Source organism: Aureimonas sp. D3 (assembly GCF_001463805.1).
GTDB classification, from domain to species: Bacteria; Pseudomonadota; Alphaproteobacteria; order Rhizobiales; family Rhizobiaceae; genus Aureimonas; species Aureimonas ureilytica_A.
Genome location: NZ_BBWM01000070.1, coordinates 45,551 through 64,961 on the forward strand (window position 1 = coordinate 45,551; position 19,411 = coordinate 64,961).

The window sequence follows — 19,411 nt, forward strand, 5'->3', positions numbered from 1 at the left end:
TCGCGTTGCGCAAAACCCATAGGAGGAAACCATGACGAACGACATCGCCATCCAAGCCCGCCGCCGCGAAATTGCCGCCGAGCATGTGCTCTTTAAGCTGATCGAATATGTCGAGATGCGTCAGCCGGGGCTTCTCGACCATATCGAAGGCAGCCTCAGCCATCTCGGCGACCCCGCCCGCGACGACACCAAGGATGACGAGGCCGTGAGGGAGATCGCTCGGCGCATGATCACCGGCGCGAGGCGCGAGATCGCCTCCTGACCTAGACCTCGCGGACGCTGTCCGGGTCAGGGTCTTCTGCCGGTGGGGTCGGGGCCTTGGACCTGTGACCCGTCAGCAAGCCCAACGCCATCGCCAGCAACGCGATGGCGAGCACCATCGTCGCCTTGGCGGCCAGCCAGTTCCATAGGCGCTGCGGGTGCGCCCACCAGCCATAAACGGCCGCACCACCATCCCGCAGGCGGCCGTCCCGCATTCCCGTCCAGTTGCGATCGGGCCAGTACGCGTCCACCATGCGGCCGAACCGAACCGCCGACAATCCGCCGCCGCTCATCTGGCCGACACCCGGCGCTTCCCGCCATGCCAGGATCGCGGCCGTCCAGCCGACGGTGGAGCCGACGAACCAGGCATCGCGATCATCGTCGCTGGTGCCGGTCTTGCCCCAGACGGCAGCCGCGTGCTTGCGCCCGCGCGCTGCCGCCGCGCTGCCGCCTGCCGATGTCGGCTGAAACAGCGCGGCGCGCACGGCATTGGCCGTGTCGGGCGCAAGCACCCGACGCCCTTCGTCCGGCTCCTCGAAGGTCAGCAAGCGCCCGCCCGTGCCCGTCGCGGCCACGATCACCTGCGGTCGCAGGAGACGGCCGCCATTGCGAAAGGCCGTATAGCCGAGGGCGACGTCCATCGGATTGGAATGAACGCCGCCGGTCGCGATCAGGAGAGGATTATCGGGCGCGTGCCAGCCGAAGGCCGTGACGCGTTGCGTTGCCAAAGCGGGCTCGCGCGCCGCGATGGACACGAACGGCCGGTTGCAAGAGTATTTCAGGTAGGTCTCCAGCGTCAGCCCGCTGCGGCAGGCGCCGTTGGGCTCGGCTGGGTTGTAGCCTTTCAAAGGCGCGGTGGACCAAGTCTTGGGCATGTCGCCCGCGTGTTCGAGAGCCAAGGAATAAAGCAGGGGCTTGGCGATAGAGCCGATCGATCGGTTGGCGCGCCAGGCGGGGTTCCAGCTCGACGTGGAATAGGTGCCGCCCGAGATCGCCAGAACCTGCGCCTGCGGCCCCAGCACGACGCCCGCCATCTCGGCATCCTTGGGCGGCTTGGCTGTGGCCTGATCGGCCAGTGCCTGCAATTCGGGATCGAGTGTCAGGAAGATCCGCGTGGCCTCGCCGGTGAGCCCACGTTCGGCGAGTTGAACCGCCGCGAAATCGCGCACGCGGCGGTATTCGATCGGCCTCAGGGTCGCAAGCAGCGTCTCATGCGGCGGGCGCGACAGGGTGCCCTTGCGCAGGACGCGCGTCACCTTGGCCTGCGCTGCCGTTGCTTCGGCCGGCGTCACCAGCCCGAGCGCCAGCATCTTGGCGAGCACGCGGTCGGCGGCGTTGGCTGCGCTCGCAGCCTCGGCCATGTCTTCCTTGAACGGCTGGCGGTTCATCGGTTGCGGCAACATGCCGACAAGCGTCGCCGCTTCCATCGCGTCGAGATCACGCGCGGGCTTGCCGAAATAATAGCGCGCGGCCGGATCGAAGCCGATAATGCCGTTCCCAAGCGGGGCGATGTTCAGATAGATCGTCAGAATTTGGCGCTTGTCGCGCAGGGCTTCGATCGCCAGCGCGACATGCCATTCGCGCAATTTGCGCAGGAGCTTGCCGGGCGCAGCGTAACCAAGCAGCCGTTCGTCGTTCAGGAACAGCGTGCGCGCGACCTGCTGGGTGATCGTGCTGCCGCCGCCCGGAAAACCCGGCAGAAGCGAGCGCAGGACGGCGAGATCATCGACGCCGCGATGGCCGAGAAAGCGCTCGTCCTCGCTGGCGACGACCGCCGACAGAAGCGCCTCGGAAAATCCCGTCGGCCCGACCGCGTCCGGGCAGAGAAGACGATCCGTTTTGCCGCCCGTTTCGCCGGGCCGGGGCTCGGCTTCGAAAACCGTCGTGACCTGACAGGCGTCCAACATGGCGTCGAGCTGTCGGACATCCGGCAAACTGGACGACACGACGAGGCCGGCGCCGGGAATGGCGATCAGAAGCAGCGCGCCCAGAAGCGCCAATGACAGAGCGATGGTGATACGGCGGCTGGCAAGCTTGGGGAAACGCAAACGACACTCCTGCGAACCCAGGATGCGGCTCTGCCGATGGGAAGCGTCCGCGCCTGCTCACGGTGATGTCAGATGGAGAGGCGCGGAGGCTTTCGCAACTGTTCTTAGAAGGCGAGGCATACCGCCCGAGCGCGATCAGTTGTCGTTGAACTCAGCCGGCAGGTCGCCATGGCGCCCCAGCAGGATCGGCTCTTCCAGCACTTCGCCCGTGTCCGTATCGATGGTCTGCTGAATGGCCACCACACCCGACACGCGGGCGGCGTCGCGCTCTGCCCGGCTGATGGCTTCCTGAGCGGTCTTGAAGTCCATCTGTCGGCCGGCCACGAGGCGTTTGCCCTGCCGTTCGAACTGCTGGACGATGAACAGCGTCTTGGCGGGCATGGCGCATCCGGTCGGGTTGAGATCGTGAGCCGCAACTATCCCGCTTCCGAAGGTGGGCGCAACGGCCAAGTGTCTTGCCATCGCGAAGCATTCCCGGCGGTCCGCATCGCGCGAACCGCCGGGATCGGTGTCAGGCCAGCCCTTCTTCGCGCAGCGCCTGCTGCACACCGGCACGTGCCGAAACGGCTGCCTTGAAGCGGGCGATGTTTTCGAAAGCCGACATGTCGAGCTTCAGCCGGTCGGCCCAGCTCAGCACCGTGAAGGCATAGGCGTCGGGGGCGGTGAAGCTTTCGCCCATCAGATAGGTTTTGCCGGCGAGCGCTTCGTCCAAGAAGCCGAAACGCTTGGCCAGAAGCTCCTTCTGAATCTCCTTGGTGGCATCGGGCGTATTGGGCTTGAAAAGCGGGCTGAACTGCTTGTGAAGCTCGGTCGCGATGAAGGCGAGCCATTGCTGCGCGCGGTAGCGCTCGACCGTGCCCGCCTGCGGCATCAAGCGCGCTTCCGGCTTATGGTCCGCCAGATACTGAACGATCACCGACGCCTCTGTGAGGACGGGGCCTTCTCCGATGTCGAGCGCGGGGACATAGCCGTTCGGATTGACGGCGAAATAGTCCGCGCCATCGTCCAGCTTCTTCTGGATCAGATCGACCGAGATCAGATCGACCGGCAGACCCGCCTCGCAGGCGACGATATGGGGCGCGAGCGAGCAGGCGCCTGGCTTGTAATAGAGCTTCATCCGATCAGTCTCCGATGGGGATCGCTACGGCTTCATGGCACGAGGCCACGAGCCGCGCAGCTAGGCCGAAGGAGACGGATCGTCAACGAGGCGTGGACCGCATGGGCGTTGGATGGCCTAGAGGCGGCGAAGGAGCCGCATTGAAGCCCCTTCGCTTGTCCTGTCAGATTGTTCGACTGCTTAGAAAGGAGAATCCGGGTAGTAGAATTCCTGGGCGTTGTCCTTCGTCACGAGCGTGGCGTCGAGAATGTATTTCCCGCGCACCGGGTTCTGGTCGAAAAGGCCGGCGGCGGTCAGGTCCATGGCGGTCGCGATCATGGCGGGGGGATAGAGCACGTCCACCGGCACCATCTTGTCGCCGTCCGCCACACGCTTGATCATGTCCTTCATGCCCGCGCCGCCGACCACGAACTGGATGTCCTTGCGGCCGGACTGCTCGATCGCCTCGAGAATGCCGACCACCATGTCGTCGTCCTGCGCCCAGACCGCGTCGATCTTGGGGTATTTGGCGAGATAGTCCTGCATCACCTTGAAGGCGTCGTCGCGCGACCAGTTGCCGAACTGGCGGTCGAGCACCTTGATCTTTGAACCCGCGATGCCCTCGTCGAAGCCCTTCTGCCGCTCTTCGTCGATCACGATGGGCAGACCGCGAATGACCACGACGTCGCCGCCATCCTTCATCCGGTCCTTGATATATTCGCCTGCGACCTTGCCCAGCTCCAGATTGTTGCCGGCGACATAGAGATCCTGAATCGCAGGGTCGGAGAGGGCGCGGTCCACGACGGTGACGAACACGCCGCCGTCCTTGACCTGACGGATCGGATCGGTCAGCTCATCGGAATTGTGCGGCAGCGTCACCAGCGCGTCGATGCCTTGGGCCGTCAGGTCTTCCAGCGCGTTGGCCTGCGCCGCGCCGTCCGGCGAGGTCTTCAAAATGATCTCAAGGCCCGGATAGCGCTCCTTCAGTATCTTGGCTTCACGCTCGGCATGGTAGACCACGCCGCCGGTCCAGCCGTGATCGGCGGCCGGGATCGAGACGGCCATGACCTTCTTCTCCTGCGCCAGCGCGATGGTCGCGGCGGACAGGGCAGCGAGCGCGGCAAGGCTCGCGACGATACGTTTCATTGTGGGTCTCCTCCCGATTCCTGGGCCTTCTTTTCCGTTGCGCGTGGCCGGCCCCGGTTTGGCCGCGCGCCGATATCCCCGCCTCAGCGACGGGCGAGCGAGCGCTGGATCAGCATCGCTACGATGATGATCGCGCCTTGGACCGCGCCGATGAGGTATTCGCTGACGAGGCTCGACAGGACCATGATATTACCCACGAGCTCCAGAATGAGCGCGCCGCAGACCGTGCCCCAGATCCGGCCGACGCCGCCGCGCAGCGCCGTGCCTCCGATGACGACGGCCGTGATGGCCTGAAGCTCCCAGAGAAGGCCCGTCGTGGCGGTGGCCGCGCCCAGGCGCGGCACGTAGACGAGTACCGCAATGGCGACGCACAGGCCCTGGATGATGTAGGTGATCGTGCGGACGCGATCGACCTTGATGCCGGAATAGCGCGCCACGTCCTCGCTGGAGCCCACCGCCATCACATGGCGGCCAAAGCGCGTGCGATAGAGCACGAAGGCGCCCAGCGCGGCGACAACGAGGATGACGACGACAGGGATCGGCACGCCGAAGAGATTGCCGAAATAGATCGGGCGATAGGCGGCGCGCAGGTCGCGCGAGGCCATGGCGATGGAGCCACCCTCGGCCAGCCAGATCGTCAAGGCGCGGAAAATGCCCATCGTTCCGAGCGTCACGATGAAGGGCTCGATGCGCCCGAGCGTGACGATCAGCCCGTTCGCCAGCCCGCACAGCGCCCCGACCCCGAGCGCCATGGCCATGGCGAGCGCGATCATCCCCGCCGCGCCCTCCACGGGCGCGGCGTTGAGGAAAAGGATCATCGTGCCGGCAACGAAGGCCGCCATGGAGCCGACCGACAGGTCAAGCCCGCCCGCCGAGATGACGAAGGTCGCGCCGATTGCCACGATCGCGATGAAGGCCGAGCGCGTGATGACATTGGTGAGATTGTCGATCCCGAGAAAGTTCGGGTTCAGCAACGCGCCGAAGATGAGCAGCGCGGCCAGCGCGACGAAGGGCGCAACCGCGCGCAAATCGATCTCGCGGCGCGGCGCTTGGGTCTGTGCCGGCGTGGTGGCGGCGTCGCTCATAGGCTCGTTCCCTCGGCCGCGAGCGCAGCCTCTTCCTCGCCGGCGCCGGTCGCCAGCATCACGATGTCACGCTCGGTCATGGACGCGCCCGAAACCTCACCCGCGATCACGCCCTCGCGCATCACGAGGATACGGTCGCACAGGCCGATCAACTCGGGCATCTCGGAGGAGATGACGATGACCGATTTTCCTTCTTCGGCCAGCCGCGCGATGAACCGATAGATCTGTTCCTTGGTGCCGATATCGATGCCACGTGTCGGCTCGTCGATGACGACGATGCGGGGGGCCAGCAGCATCATCTTCGCCAGAAGAAGTTTCTGCTGATTGCCGCCGGACAATTGCCCGGCCAGGAGATCACGCCTTCGCGCGCGAATATCGAACTCGCGGAAGGCCTCGCTCAGCGCGTCTTCCTCCTGAGCCGCGCTGAGAAGTGGGCCGCGCGTGAAGCGATCCAGCGCCGCCAGCGTCAGGTTGGTGCGCAGCGACTGCTGAAGGAGGAGCCCTTTGCCCTTTCGATCCTCGCTGAGATAGACGATGCCGGCATCCATGCTGGCGCGCGCATCGCGAAATCGAACGGGACGCCCGTCCAATGTGACGGACCCTTCAGACGGACGAAGACCGAGCAATCCCTCCAGAAGCTCCGTGCGTCCAGCGCCCACAAGCCCAGCAAATCCGAGGATTTCGCCCCTCTGCAGCGTAAAGCTCGCCGAGCGGACATAGCCCGGCACACGGATATTCTGGGCCTGGAGAACCGGCGCGCCTGCGGCCGGCGCGATGCGGTCGGGATATAGCTTCGATACGTCGCGCCCGACCATCAGCCGGGCCATGTCGGCCGGCTCCAGCATGGCGGCATCCTGCGTGCCGACGAGCCGCCCATCGCGCAGCACCGTCACGCGATCGGCGATCCGCTTCACCTCGGGCAGTCGGTGCGAAATATAGAGAACGCCGACACCGCGCCTGCGAATCTGTTCGATGACCGCCAGCAGGGCTTCGGTCTCATGCGGCGTCAGCGAGGCGGTCGGCTCGTCGAAGATCACAACGCGATGGGGGACATTGAGCGCGCGGGCAATCTGCACCAGCTGCCGCTGCGCGATGGAGAGCGAACGGACACTGACACGCGGGTCGATCGCCGCGCCGAGCCCGGCCAGTGCCTCGGCGGCGGAGGCGTTCATCGCTCGGTCGTCCAGCACCAGTCCCTTTCGGACTTCCCGTCCGAGATGGATGTTCTGCGCAACGGTGAGATCGGGCGCGAGCAGGATTTCCTGATGAACGAGAACGATGCCGCGCGCTTCGGCTTCCGCCGGGCTACCAAGGCGCACTGGCGCGCCTTCGATCAGAACACGCCCGGCGCTTGGCTGGAGATGGCCGGCGAGGACTTTCATGAGCGTGGATTTGCCCGCGCCGTTCTCGCCGATAATGGCCTGAACTTCGCCGGGGCGGAGATCGAAGCTGATGTCCTTCAGCACCTCCACCGGGCCGAAGGATTTCGCCAGGCCTTCGACCGCAATGGCTGGGGTGGGCGAACCTGACCGGGACGCAGCGAGCGCGCTCAACAGAACCGCGCTCCGCCAAGCAGCACATGCGTGCTTCCGCGACCGCGCGCAGCGCCGCCGCTCCCCTCCCGAAGCCTTGACATTCACCGTTCCTCCCCGGCGCGAGCGGCCACTCCCATAACCACCCGACAAGCTGCGATGCAGCCGTGAGTTACGTAAATCAGAATTCGACGGGGAAGCAAGTCGTCCCAACGCCATGCACTGGGACTTCGCGGCGTGCAACACGAAGGCTTGATGACGATCAGCCTGAGGTGAGCGATTGGCCCGCGATCCCGGCTATCACGCCAGCATGGGACTCGGGGTGAAAGCGAAAGACGCCGAGCGGACCCGGCGTCTTTCGAACGGATGTATCAGGCGGCTTTCGCCTCGGGGCCGGCGGCCGGGCCACCGCGCCAGCCCAGAGCGGGAGCGACATGTTTCAGGATGCTCTCGATGACGTGAGCATTATAGGCGACGCCCAGCTGGTTCGGCACGGTCAGAAGCAGCGTGTCGGCCTCGGCGATCGCCTCGTCGGCTCGCAGCTGCTCGACCAGTCGATCCGGCTCCGCCGCATAGGAGCGCCCGAACACGGCGCGCATATTGTCGATCACGCCGACCTGATCGGCCCCGTCGCCGCGACCGAAATACGCCCGATCCTGATCGTTCACCAAGGCGAAGATCGAGCGCGACACCGAGACGCGCGGCGTCCTCGCATGGCCGGCTTCCTTCCAGGCCTCGCGATAGGCCCGGATCTGCCGCGCCTGCTGGACATGGAAGGGCTCGCCGGTCTCATCGGCCTTGAGGGTCGAGCTTTGCAGGTTCATGCCCTGTTGAGCGGCCCAGATGGCCGTCGCGTCCGAGGCCGAGCCCCACCAGATGCGCTCGCGCAAGCCCTCCGAATAGGGCTCGAGCCGCAGAAGACCGGGCGGATTGGGAAACATCGGGCGCGGGTTCGGCTGGGCGAAGCCTTCGCCCTTCAACAGCTCGAGCAACACTTCAGCATGGCGACGGCCCATATCGGCGTCGCTTTCGCCGGGCGCTGGCTGGAAGCCGAAATGACGCCAGCCGTCCACGACCTGCTCGGGCGAGCCCCGGCTGAGGCCAAGCTGCAGGCGCCCGCCCGCGATCAGATCGGCCGAGCCCGCATCCTCCGCCATGTAGAACGGGTTCTCGTAGCGCATATCGATGACGCCGGTACCAATCTCGATGCGGCTCGTCTTCGCGCCGACGGCCGCCAGGAGCGGGAAGGGTGAGGCGAGCTGACGCGCGAAATGATGGACTCGAAAATACGCGCCGTCCGCGCCCAGTTCCTCGGCTGCGACCGCGAGATCGATGGACTGCAGCAGCGTGTCGGCGGCCGAGCGGGTGCCCGAATGCGGGGAGGGCGACCAGTGGCCGAAGGACAGGAAGCCGAGCTTCTTCATGGGAAATTCCTCATCTCGTTGGATCGGGCATGGGAAGCGCCGCTTCAGGAGGTTCCGCCCCGAATGGGCATCCGTTCCCGTCTCGACCCGACCGGTTCGAACTCCAACATACGTTGCCGGACACGTGGAGATAATGTTCATCCCTGGCGAAGCAGTGTTCGACAGACTTGAACGATACCGCGGTCAGACCCACGCTGGGATCGACACGGTCGAGCTATCCGCGAAGCCGCCAGTCGGACCCTGTCAACTCGCGAGAATGCGTGGCCTTCGCATATGCAGCGCCTCGCTCAATCGTGTTGTCAGGGGGCGCTCCAACATCACGTACACCAATGCCGCGCCGACGAGAGACGCTGCCGTGGCCAGTGCCATGTATGTCCAAGGGTTCTGGATCCCCAGTCGAGCGGCCGCGAGCGCCACCAGATTGATGGAGAAGGGATGCGAGAGATACAAAGCGAAGGAGGCGTCTCCGCCGAACACCAGGACGCGTTTGAGAAGGCTTGGGGCAGCTTGGTTCTTCTGGGCTATCAGCGCAGGGCCAGCGCACATCACAAGCGCGGGAAGGCCGATCCAGATGGCTCTCAATCCATATTGGAAGGCGAGACCGGCAAATTGCATCAATGCTAGAAGCGCGCAGCCACCGGCGAAAACCGCCCATCCTTTTGCAGCCGACAAGCGGACCCCACGCGCACGCAGTTCCGCCAAGCCAATGCCATAGACGAATTCGAGGACGATCGAGTTCGACCAGAATGCCATTGGCCCAGATTGGAAATGAACGATCAGAGGAGAAAGTCCCAGAAGCGTCACCGCGCCTAGGATGATCGACAGCCCGACCTTCCTGCTGAAAAACAGCCCGATGCAGAACACAACGTAAAACAGGACCTCGAACTGCAGCGTCCAGCCCAGAATCATCACGGGGTAGAATTGCCCATAGGGGTTTTCGACCGGGAAGAAGAGGAAGGATCCCAAGACATGCCAGGGGTCGATGGCCGCATGGCTGATATGTCCCGCAAACAACCAGATGGCCAGAAGCATACAGACAGTGGCCCCCCAATAGGGAGGCACAATGCGAATGAGGCGGCGTACGATGAAATTCCCCGGAGCCCCATTCACGCCGAACCGATCGCGACACAGGTGGTACATGATGAACCCACTGATCACGAAAAACACGTCGACGCCCGCCCCCCAGTAAACGGGGGTGATCGGAGCGAAGCCCGATAGATTGAGAAAGCGCTGCTCCGAAGCTTCGTGCTGGACGTGGCTGATCAACACCATCATCGACGCTATGAATCGAAGGATCTGAAGCTCGTAGATGGTCTTGTTCATTCCAGCACCGATCCATTGTCAGGCGTGAGCCGCGCCAGGGCCATTCCTTGCGCCCGTCGATAGCAGATATCGAAGATTCTGGTAGGGAGGATCGTTTTGCGACCGTATGGAGAGGTCGCAAATCCTCCGAATGGATCGTCCGCCCCGATTTGTCGTCAGCGCCAGCCAGACCGGAATCGCCGGGGGTCGAGAGCCGGCCAGGGTCTCATTCAAAGGCGTCCGAGGTAGCTTGGGAACCGAATGTCGGGAACCGGGTGTTGGGAATAGCGACCTCGTATCAAGCGAAACCGCATGGGACAAAGTGCGATCGTCAATAGCGCGCGGCGGACCCCGACAGCGAAATTCGGCAATACCGTCCTTTGGTATATATGGATTAGATGATTTCAGGCAGCGACCGAGACCGCAGGCGCGTTATGACCATCAAAGACCCCTTGGCATCCGGTTTGAGGTTTGAATTGGGCGCCCCGTGCTCTGTGCTGATGGTCGGTCCGTCATGGTGAGCGTTCGCCAGCCCACAGCCGGCACTGGCCTTGATGGCGCTGCCAACGCCTTCTTGGAGCAGGGCATCTTCAAGCTGCTGATCGTCCTGTCGATCATCCAGTTCAGCGGCGCTTGGTACTGGGGCGGATTCAATGCTGCCTCGGCTTCGCTGGAAGGTCAGCAGATGTTCGGAACGCCGTTCCGATATCTGCTCTGGGGAAGTATATCCCTGGCTTCTTTCGTCTTCTTGCTGCGTGATTCGTACCGGATTCCGCTGCGGGCGCTTCTACCCTTTATTCCGTTTCTGGCGGTGGGGACCGTATCCGGGCTCTTGGGTGAAAATCTCCTGATCTCGGTCAGATCGATCACCTTCTGGTTGTTGATGTTCTTCAGCGCCTTCGTTTCGGCTGCCATGCTGAAACCCAGAACAATCGCATTCGTTCTCACCTACACGCTGCTGCTGCTGGTGCTCGCGTCCATCGCGATGTCCATTCTCAATCCAGCCGTTGGCGTCTCTGCCTATGGTGGCGAGATGGTTTGGGTTGGCGTTTTCACGCAGAAGAACACGTTCGGCTATCTGGCCATGTGCGGCTTCCTTTGCGCCTATGCGTTCCATCCGACGATCGGAAGGATGCGCACAGCGCTTTTGGGAATTGGTTCGGCTCTCTGCCTCGTCATGTCCGGATCGATGGGGGCGCTCTCCATCGCGATTGGCGCGATCTCCTACATGGCTTTGATCATGGCAATCCTGCGCGCGCGCGTCACGACGCCGATCGCGTCGACGCTCATTATCGTCAGCGTGGCGGCTCTTGTCGCGTTCGTCCTGATCTACTGGACCGACATCACACAGTCCTTGGGACGGGATCCAACCTTGACTGGGCGAACCGTGATCTGGTCGGCCTATCTCAAGGAAGCCTACAAGAACTGGTTCATAGGGCTGGGGCCCGGGTCCTTTTCAGGCGAGTCTCGCACCGTCATGACCCTTTTCTACATGCTGGAAGAGTTGGGTACGATCCGGCAGCCTCACAACGCCTATATCCTGGCATTCGGCGAGGGGGGTATTCTCGGATTGACCGCTTACGTGTCAGCCCTCGCATACATGGCATTCGTCGCTCCGTTCCGGCATCGCACAACGGAATCTGCCATATGCGCGATGTTTGCTTTCGCGATCCTCCTCGCCAGCATCTCCGAAGGGCGAGGCGTGTTCAGCTCCACGGTCGAAGGGTACCTTCTTCTGGTGTTCCGGACGCTATCCGTTCGTTCTGTCGGCTTGGGCTACATCTACGGTAACAGACGGCTCTGAACTGCCAAGCAGGCCGTGAAGAGATCGCAGCGGTCATGTGCGCTGTATGAGGGTGGGCTCGATACCACCCGTTAATCGGGATCGACCTGTTGCGAGTATGGGTGCCGCCGGGGCGCGGCGGCGGCGCTGTCGGCGCGGGTCTGCCAGAGGTCGGCGTTCCAACTGACGACACAACTTGCACCGCCAATCCCTGATGCTCGACGGCAACCTCCGTCTCGGCGCGGAACGCCATCGCTGCGGCTTGGCCGCCGGCGGCGCTGAGATAGGTCATCAAACCGCCAGACGCGAGCCCCTGCGCTTCGGCGACATGCCGGGAGAGGGTGGCACCCTCATCAGGTAGCTGGACGCCGCAACGGCGTCCAACGGTGCCGCGCTCGGCCAGAGCACGAAAAGAGCTGCGCGTCGCCCAGAAAGGCCGCCGTGAGGCCGTCCAAGATCGCGCGGCGGCCAGGCACGGTGGTCCGGCGCACGCGTCTTGCAAGCGCCGCCAGCCGCGCAAGCTTCGACGCCCCAAGCATCCGTTCGGTGAGGGGCACGTTCGCGATCTCGGGCGTTTCGCTCGGCAGCGCCTCGATGTCCTCGATCTCGCGGCAGGTGATCCCGACAACCTCGGCTGCGATTTGCCCTTTTGCCGCCCTCGGGAGCTTGTGGATCTTGATGGGGGCCGCCGGCAAGCCCTGCCGAGGCCGATTGCCATGTCTCCTCGGGGCACTGTGCAACGCCTTTGCGCGATTGGCCACCACCATCGGGGTCTCGAGATCCTGTTTTCCGATCGCCCCTAAAAGTCAGTTGACAAATATCGAGGCACGTCCACAAATAAGGCAATCCGCTGTTGCGGTCAGGTGTCCCTTATAGCGGACAATGTAGGAGAAAATGGCAATGGATGTGAAGGCAGTAGTTCTCGGGCTTATGGCGACCGCCTCCGTCGCTCTTTTCCCCGGTGCCGCGTCGGCGGCGAAGCTCGACGACGTCCTGGCACGCGGAAAGCTCGTCGTCGGCACCGGCTCGACGAATGCGCCCTGGCACTTCAAGGACGCGTCGGACACGCTTCAGGGCTTCGACGTCGACATGGCTAAGATCGTTGCCAAGGCTTTGTTCGGCGACGCGGAGAAGGTCGAGTTCGTCAACCAGTCCTCCGATGCGCGCATCCCCAACATCACGACCGGCAAGGTCGATATGACCTGCCAGTTCATGACCGTGACCGGTGAGCGTGCCCAGCAGGTCAACTTCACCATTCCGTACTATCGCGAGGGCGTTGGCCTGATGCTGAAGGAGGGTGGCCAATACGCCGACTACGCCGCGCTGAAGGCGGCCGGCTCGTCCGTCACGATCGCCGTTCTTCAGAACGTCTATGCCGAAGAGCTCGTCCATAAGGCGTTGCCCGAGGCGAGCGTCGATCAGTACGAGTCGCAGGACCTTCTCTACCAGGCACTTCAATCGGGCCGCGCGGATGCGGCCGCCACCGACCAGTCGTCCATCGCCTGGTACGTCACGCAAAACCCCGGACAGTACAAGGATGCCGGCTACGGCTGGAGCCCGCAGACCTATGCCTGCGCCGTCGCCAAGGGCGACCAGGACTGGCTGAACTTCGTCAACACGGCCCTGCACGAGGCGATGACGGGCGTCGAGTTCGACACCTATGCCGCCTCGTTCAAGAAGTGGTTCGGCAAGGATCTGCCGCCTCCGGCGATCGGCTTCCCCGTCGAGTTCAAGTAATCACCTGAGCCGGCGGTCTGGGCTACTGCGCCCGGACCGCCTCGCCCCAAACGCCGCAAACGAGCGATCCCGATGGGATACACCCTCAATTTCGACGCCGTCTGGCGGAACTTCGACGACCTCCTGCGGGGGCTCGGCCTCAGCCTCGTGCTGGCCTTCGTGGCGATCGGCATCGGCTGCGCGCTCGGCCTCGTCCTCGCCTTCGGGCGCATCAGCCGGTCGCGGGTCCTGTCGGTTCCGGCGAGCGCCTATATCACGCTGTTCCGCAACCTGCCGCTCCTGGTGATCGTCCTCTTTTCCTTTTTCGCGCTGCCTCAACTCGGGCTGCGGCTGTCGAAAGGGAACTCTTTCGTCCTGGCGCTGGCGCTCTATTCGGCGGCCTATCTGGCCGAGGTCTTTCGGGGCGGGCTCCTCGGAGTGCCCAAGGGTCTTCGTGAGGCGGGCCTCGCCATCGGTCTGACGGAAGGACAAATCCGCCGCCGCATCATCCTGCCTGTCATGTTCCGCGCGGTCCTGCCCGCGCTTGGGAGCACCTTCATCGGGCTCTTCAAGGACACCTCGCTCGCGGCCGCCATCGCCGTGCCCGAACTCACCTTCGAGGCGCGCAAGATCAATGTCGAGACCTTCCGCGTGATCGAGACCTGGATCGTGGCAAGCGGGCTCTATATCGCGACCTGCTCGATCCTGGCCGCCCTTTTGCGCCGCGTCGAAGCGCGGCTCGCCGTTTCGAGGTAAGGCCCTGTGAACGCTCCTCCCTCCTTCTTCGAGATCGTCTGGATCGCTCGCTGGCCGCTTCTCTACGGCCTCGGCACCACGGTCGCCATCTCCCTCGCGGCCATCCTCGGCGGCACGGTGCTCGGCACCGGCCTTGGCCTCGCTCTCACCTACGGCAACCGTGCGGTGCGCTTCCTCGCCCGCGTCTACACCGACGTGATCCGGGGCACGCCCGTCCTCGTCCTGGTACTCGCGAGCTTCTACATCCTCGGCACGGTCGGGCTGGATCTCACCGCCTTCCAGGCTGGTGTCCTGGCATTGACGCTGTTCTGCGCTTCGCATGTCGGCGAGATCACGCGCGGCGCGCTCCAAACCCTGCACAAGGGACAGACGGAAGCGGCGAAAGCCATCGGCCTGACCTTCGGGCAGACCTTTCGCTACGTCCTCGGACCGCAGGCGCTGCGCCTCGCTCTGCCGCCGCTGATCAACACGGCGGCCGAGATGGTCAAGGCCTCGACGCTCCTATCGGTGATCGGGGTCGCCGAGCTGCTCCTGCGCACACAGGAGGTCATCAGCCGCGCCTTCCACAGCCTCGAGTTCTACCTCCTCGCCGGGCTTCTCTACTTCCTCGTCAACTTTGCCATCGAGCGTCTCGGCCGGTACGTCGAGCGCCGCGTGAGCCTCGCGTGAAAGGCGCTTCCATGACCGCGAATCTTCTGGAAATCCGGGATCTGCGCAAGAGTTACGGTCCGGTCGAGGTGCTGAAGGGCGTCGACTGTGACGTGAAGCCCGGCGAGGTGATCTCGATCATCGGCTCGTCGGGCTCGGGCAAGACCACGATGCTGCGTTGCGTCAACGTGCTGGAGGAGTTCGAGGGCGGCACGATCCGCATCGACGGGGAGGAGATCGGCTTCTCCACCCAGAACGGCAGACGCCAGCGCAAGAGCGAAAAGGAGATCGCCCGCCAGCGCGCGCTGACCGGCATGGCCTTCCAGCAGTTCAATCTCTTTCCGCATATGACGGCGCTGGAGAACGTGACGCTCGGCCTGACACTGGTGCGCCGCATGGGCCGCGACGAAGCGCGGGCGCTGGGCGAGACATGGCTCGACCGCGTTGGCCTCCTGGCCCGCAAGGACCACTATCCCTCCAAGCTCTCGGGCGGCCAGCAGCAGCGTGTGGCGATCGCGCGCGCCATCGCCATGAGCCCGCGACTCATGCTGTTCGACGAGGTGACGTCCGCGCTCGATCCCGAACTCGTCGCCGAGGTGCTGCAGGTCGTGCGCTCGCTCGCCGAGGACGGCATGACCATGCTTCTCGTCACCCACGAGATGCGCTTCGCCTACGAGGTGTCGAGCCGCGTCATCTTCATGAATGGCGGCCGCATCGGCGAGGAAGGAAATCCGCGCGAGATGTTCGCTGCTCCCAGGACCGAGCGTCTTGCCGCCTTCCTCCAATCCTCCCGTTTCAACTGACAGAACAGGACACGACGCATGACCCTCAAGCGCTACGGAGCCGGCGAGACCGGCGCCGGCGGCAAGCCGCTGCCCTTCGCCCGCGCGGTGGAAGCCGACGGCTGGCTTTACGTTTCCGGCCAGGTCGCCATGGAGAATGGCGAGATCGTGCCGGGCGGCATCGTCGAGCAGACCCACAAGACCATGGCGAACGTCATCGCCATCCTGACCGAGGCCGGATACGGGCTGGAGGATGTGGTGCGCGTCGGCGTCTGGCTGGACGACCCCCGCGACTTCTGGAGCTTCAACGGCGTCTACGCCCAGTATTTCAAGGACCACCCGCCGGCCCGCGCCTGCGTTCAGTCCTCCATGATGGTGGATTGCAAGGTCGAGATTGACTGCGTGGCCTTCAAGCGGAAATAAGCGCGGGATCGAGCATCGGAGACAAGGGATGGACAAGCGCGTGGAGGAGACCGTCAACCGGCGAGCCCGTGGGCTCGATCGGGCCTTCGACATCCTCGACGCCTTGCGCGAGGCGGGCCGTCCGCTCCGTCCCAACGAGATCGCGGCCGCCATGGGCGCGCCGCGATCGACCATCTACGAGATCGTCGCCGCACTCGTGAAGCTCGACGTCCTGGAAGCGGCCGATACGGAGGGGCGCGTTTTCCTGGGTCGCCGCCTGTTCCTCTACGGCCAGGCCTATGGCGATCATTCCGACCTGCCGAGCCGCGTCTCGATGGTGCTTGATCGCCTTGCCGCCGAAACGCAGGAGACCGCCCAGTTCTGTCTCCTCGACGGAAACAAGTACACGGTCGCGATGATGCGCGAAGGCTCACGGCCCTTCCGCATCTCATCGAGCGTCGGCGAGCGTACGCCCATTCCTTGGACCGCCTCCGGCCGCCTTCTGCTCGGCCACCTCAGCGAAGACGAAATTCGCGCCATGGTGCCTGCCGAAGATTTCCAATTGCCCTCCGGCGAGTGGCTTTTACCCGAAGAGTTCGCAAGGCAGGCCCGGAAGGCCGTTGCGGAAGGGCATTTCACCTTCGACTCCATCGTGGACAGCTACACGCATTGCTTCGCGGTGCCGATCACCCGACCAGACGGCACGGCAGCGGCCACGCTCTGTCTCGTCGCGCCCAAGGCCGATGCTCTTCGCAATCACGCGGACTATCTGGCCAAGCTCGCTCTCGCCGCCGCGGCGCTCGAACCCTCCTTCGCCTGACGAAGCCGCCAGCCTCAGAACCGTAGACAGCATTTGCTGCGAGATCCGAGCTGGCAGGGGGGGCGCATTGCCACCCGCAGGCGGTGAAGAACGTATGGTTCTCTAGCCTGGCTCAACAAAACCAATGCACCAGATGGTTTTCGGCCGCCGCTGCCGCGCGCCAGCTAGATAGAGCGACCGCTTTCGGACCAAGCCCCGATCATCCTGAGCGGCACAAACGGGTCGATAGTGGATGGATCGCCTCCAGGGGTCGGTTTCCCCTATCGGATCGCTCGTGGATACCCTACATGTCCGGTTACGGCTCGGGTTGGAAACGGTGGCCGCATCATAGAGTTGGGCTTGCACGTGACGATGTACGCAGAACCGGCGGCGGTCACCGGCAGCGATGCTTCCATGCACATGTCGGATCTGATCGAACGGTTCGACTGGTCCGCCGGCCCGCTCGGCTCTCCCTCGACCTGGCCCCAAAGCCTTCGAACGGTTGTCGACGTGATGCTCCACGCCGGCAACGCCATGTGCCTCCTGTGGGGGCCAGAGCGCATTTTCCTCTATAACGACCGGTACGCTGCGATCCTTGGCACGCAGCATCCCTATGTCCTCGGCATGCCGATCCAAAAGGTTTGGTCGGATGTTTGGGCTGACATCGAGCCATTGGTCGCTCGTACCTTCGCTGGCGAGACGCTGACGTTCAGGGACACGCCGCTCCTCATGACGCGGAACGGTCATGCCGAGGATACGTGGTGGACCTTCGCCTACTCACCAGTGCGAGATGAGACAGGCGCAGTCGCCGGTCTCCTCAACATCGCCAACGAGACGACCGCGCAAATCGCCGCGCAGGACGGGCGTGACGAGGCCGTCGCTCGTTTGGGCGAGAGCAAGGAGTTCCTGCGCAGCGTTCTGGCGTCATCGAACGACTGCATCAAGGTCCTGGATCTCGACGCGAATCTCGTCTTCATGAGCGAGGGCGGGCAGAAGGTCATGGAGGTGTCGGACTTCAACGACATTGACGGCTGCCCCTGGCCCGACTTCTGGCAAGGTGAGGGCAATGCCGCCGCGAAGGCCGCCGTCGCTTCCGCTCGGTCGGGCGTGCCTGCGAGTTTTCTCGGCTATGCCAACACCATGAAAGGCAACCGGCGCTACTGGGACGTTCAGGTCTCCCCGATCTTCGGGGCCGACGGGAAGCCGGAACGTATCCTGTCCGTCTCACGCGACGTCTCGGCCCTGAAGGAGTCCGAAGAGGCGCGGGCGGTCCTGAATCAAGAGCTGTCGCATCGCATGAAGAACCTGCTGGCGATGGTGCAGGCGATCACCGCTCAGACCCTGCGGCAGGCAACCGACATGGAAGAAGCCCGCGAGGCCGTGTTCACCCGCATATCGGCGCTGGCACGGGCACAGGATCTTCTGGTTCGGTCGAGCTTCGAGGAAGCGGATATCGGCGAGGTCGTCGAAGCCTCCATCGCCCCCCACCAGGCTGGCGACCGCAGGATCGATGCGAGCGGGCCTCCTCTCGGGCTGAGCGCCCAGCAGGCTCTTGGCTTGTCGCTGGCCATCCACGAGCTGGCGACGAATGCAGCGAAGTATGGTGCCCTGTCGAACGACACGGGTCGTGTTGCCGTGTGCTGGGACATCGTGGATGGCGCGTTCGCGTTCCATTGGATCGAAACCGGCGGACCGTCCGTCGTCATGCCGGGGCGCCGCGGCTTCGGCTCAAGATTGATTGAGCGCATCGTCGCTGGCTACTTCCAGGGCGAGGGGCGCATCCACTTCGATCACCAAGGCATTCGGTTCATCTTGACGGGTGTGAGTCAGCGCGCCTGAACGGTTTTCCAGGGGATCTCTCCCTGTCCTTGGTGAGCGGAGGCCCACGACCGACGCTTGACCGAACCATTCTGGGAGGCCTAAGTTTTCCTTCACGATGCGCAGGGAGGATGGTCATGCCGAATCCATCGCTGTCTACCGCGCCAACGTGTCCCTGCTTTGGATGCGGGTCGGGTCGCCGATTGAGAGCCCGCGATGAGCCGAGCCTTGTCGCGACCTTGAGGCGGACGCTGAAGTTGGCGTGCTCGACAGTAGAAAATGTGCCCGACACTTACGGCTACCGTGCTCGAAGCTCGGGCGCTGGCGTGAGGCAATCGTCCCGGTCCTTGGACGTAAAGCCAATGGGTATGATTTAGCTTGCCGATCGATCGGAGCGAACTGCACGAAGCGCCAGAGACTGCATGACTGCAAACATCTTCAACGACCCAGACAATAGCGTCGTTCTTCAAGTCTGCTGAAGGTCTTCTGGCTTCATTCCTATCGTCGGGGACGGCAAGCTCGCACAGGTCCGCGAAAGCATCTTCGATGTGCGCGGTTTCTCACCGGATCGCTCGGTCAGCGATTTCACCCTGGGACTTGCGATGGTGGGCTGGAAGGTGTCATGCGGTGCCGACGAGGCCGTTGCCGTTTGATCGCCGCGCCAATTTCGGGGGCCGATATGGCGCAAGCAAGCTGTAAGGGCGGAGGCTGGGCTTCGTGTCCTCTCGGTGGTCCGGAATGAAAAGCGTCTTCGCTACGTCCGCGAACATGCCGACGACATCATCATCCCCGCCAAGTTGTGAACGTTCGAAT

Annotated in this window: 19 protein-coding genes; 9 read left to right on the forward strand and 10 right to left on the reverse strand. The window is 63.8% G+C overall.

The features are described 5' to 3' along the window. Positions 1-31 precede the first annotated feature (31 nt). Complete coding sequence (locus AUL36_RS21300) at positions 32-262, forward strand: hypothetical protein (protein ID WP_058601057.1); 231 nt, start codon at positions 32-34, stop codon at positions 260-262. Between the two features lies 1 nt (position 263). On the opposite strand, the gene AUL36_RS21305 is transcribed toward AUL36_RS21300, so the two are convergent. From AUL36_RS21305 to AUL36_RS21340, 8 genes are all read right to left on the reverse strand, one after another. Further along, positions 264-2,309, reverse strand: coding sequence for a transglycosylase domain-containing protein (locus AUL36_RS21305; RefSeq protein WP_062224042.1), 2,046 nt, complete (start codon positions 2,307-2,309; stop codon positions 264-266). 135 nt (positions 2,310-2,444) lie between these two features. Continuing rightward, positions 2,445-2,690 carry a hypothetical protein gene (locus tag AUL36_RS21310; protein ID WP_058601055.1) on the reverse strand — a complete coding sequence of 82 codons (246 nt, stop codon included), beginning with the start codon at positions 2,688-2,690 and terminating at the stop codon, positions 2,445-2,447. 130 nt (positions 2,691-2,820) lie between these two features. Beyond that, positions 2,821-3,426, reverse strand: coding sequence for a glutathione transferase GstA (gene gstA / locus AUL36_RS21315; RefSeq protein WP_062224044.1), 606 nt, complete (start codon positions 3,424-3,426; stop codon positions 2,821-2,823). A gap of 180 nt (positions 3,427-3,606) precedes the next feature. Beyond that, the gene (locus tag AUL36_RS21320) at positions 3,607-4,551 is read right to left on the reverse strand and encodes a substrate-binding domain-containing protein (RefSeq protein ID WP_062224045.1); all 945 of its coding nucleotides are present in this window, start codon (positions 4,549-4,551) and stop codon (positions 3,607-3,609) included. Positions 4,552-4,634: 83 nt separating this feature from the next. Further along, a complete protein-coding gene (locus tag AUL36_RS21325) occupies positions 4,635-5,636 on the reverse strand; it encodes an ABC transporter permease (protein ID WP_062224047.1) in 1,002 nt (333 codons plus the stop codon). Beyond that, positions 5,633-7,189 carry a sugar ABC transporter ATP-binding protein gene (locus tag AUL36_RS21330; protein WP_062224048.1) on the reverse strand — a complete coding sequence of 519 codons (1,557 nt, stop codon included), beginning with the start codon at positions 7,187-7,189 and terminating at the stop codon, positions 5,633-5,635. Before AUL36_RS21330 ends, AUL36_RS21325 begins: the two co-directional genes overlap by 4 nt. A gap of 350 nt (positions 7,190-7,539) precedes the next feature. Next, positions 7,540-8,592 (reverse strand): LLM class flavin-dependent oxidoreductase, encoded by a 1,053-nt coding sequence (locus AUL36_RS21335; protein ID WP_062224051.1) that lies wholly within the window; start codon positions 8,590-8,592, stop codon positions 7,540-7,542. A gap of 243 nt (positions 8,593-8,835) precedes the next feature. Next, entirely contained in the window at positions 8,836-9,915 is a 1,080-nt protein-coding gene (locus tag AUL36_RS21340) for an acyltransferase family protein (protein ID WP_062224053.1), read from the reverse strand. Between the two features lie 493 nt (positions 9,916-10,408). On the opposite strand from AUL36_RS21340, the gene AUL36_RS21345 reads away from it, so the two are divergent. After that, positions 10,409-11,698 (forward strand): O-antigen ligase family protein, encoded by a 1,290-nt coding sequence (locus tag AUL36_RS21345; protein ID WP_062224055.1) that lies wholly within the window; start codon positions 10,409-10,411, stop codon positions 11,696-11,698. A 332-nt stretch (positions 11,699-12,030) separates the two neighbouring features. Here AUL36_RS21345 and AUL36_RS21350 read toward each other — a convergent pair whose 3' ends face one another. Then, positions 12,031-12,444, reverse strand: coding sequence for a hypothetical protein (locus AUL36_RS21350; protein ID WP_062224057.1), 414 nt, complete (start codon positions 12,442-12,444; stop codon positions 12,031-12,033). 163 nt (positions 12,445-12,607) lie between these two features. Here AUL36_RS21350 and AUL36_RS21355 point away from each other — a divergent pair, with 163 nt between their 5' ends. From AUL36_RS21355 to AUL36_RS21385, 7 genes are all read left to right on the forward strand, one after another. Continuing rightward, the gene (locus tag AUL36_RS21355; protein WP_374700795.1) at positions 12,608-13,414 is read left to right on the forward strand and encodes a transporter substrate-binding domain-containing protein; all 807 of its coding nucleotides are present in this window, start codon (positions 12,608-12,610) and stop codon (positions 13,412-13,414) included. 72 nt (positions 13,415-13,486) lie between these two features. Next, the gene (locus tag AUL36_RS21360) at positions 13,487-14,149 is read left to right on the forward strand and encodes an amino acid ABC transporter permease (protein ID WP_062224062.1); all 663 of its coding nucleotides are present in this window, start codon (positions 13,487-13,489) and stop codon (positions 14,147-14,149) included. 6 nt (positions 14,150-14,155) lie between these two features. Further along, positions 14,156-14,818 (forward strand): amino acid ABC transporter permease, encoded by a 663-nt coding sequence (locus AUL36_RS21365; RefSeq protein WP_058633469.1) that lies wholly within the window; start codon positions 14,156-14,158, stop codon positions 14,816-14,818. 11 nt (positions 14,819-14,829) lie between these two features. Then, positions 14,830-15,600, forward strand: coding sequence for an amino acid ABC transporter ATP-binding protein (locus AUL36_RS21370; protein WP_062224064.1), 771 nt, complete (start codon positions 14,830-14,832; stop codon positions 15,598-15,600). An 18-nt stretch (positions 15,601-15,618) separates the two neighbouring features. Then, positions 15,619-16,002 carry a RidA family protein gene (locus tag AUL36_RS21375; protein ID WP_058601042.1) on the forward strand — a complete coding sequence of 128 codons (384 nt, stop codon included), beginning with the start codon at positions 15,619-15,621 and terminating at the stop codon, positions 16,000-16,002. Between the two features lie 28 nt (positions 16,003-16,030). Further along, positions 16,031-16,801: an IclR family transcriptional regulator gene (locus AUL36_RS21380; protein WP_062224066.1), complete on the forward strand. Its 771-nt coding sequence runs from the start codon at positions 16,031-16,033 to the stop codon at positions 16,799-16,801. Positions 16,802-17,146: 345 nt separating this feature from the next. Further along, entirely contained in the window at positions 17,147-18,619 is a 1,473-nt protein-coding gene (locus AUL36_RS21385; RefSeq protein ID WP_244497190.1) for a sensor histidine kinase, read from the forward strand. 599 nt (positions 18,620-19,218) lie between these two features. Here AUL36_RS21385 and AUL36_RS24480 read toward each other — a convergent pair. After that, a partial coding sequence (locus tag AUL36_RS24480; RefSeq protein ID WP_210168881.1) for a hypothetical protein occupies positions 19,219-19,411 on the reverse strand: 193 nt, incomplete at its 5' end.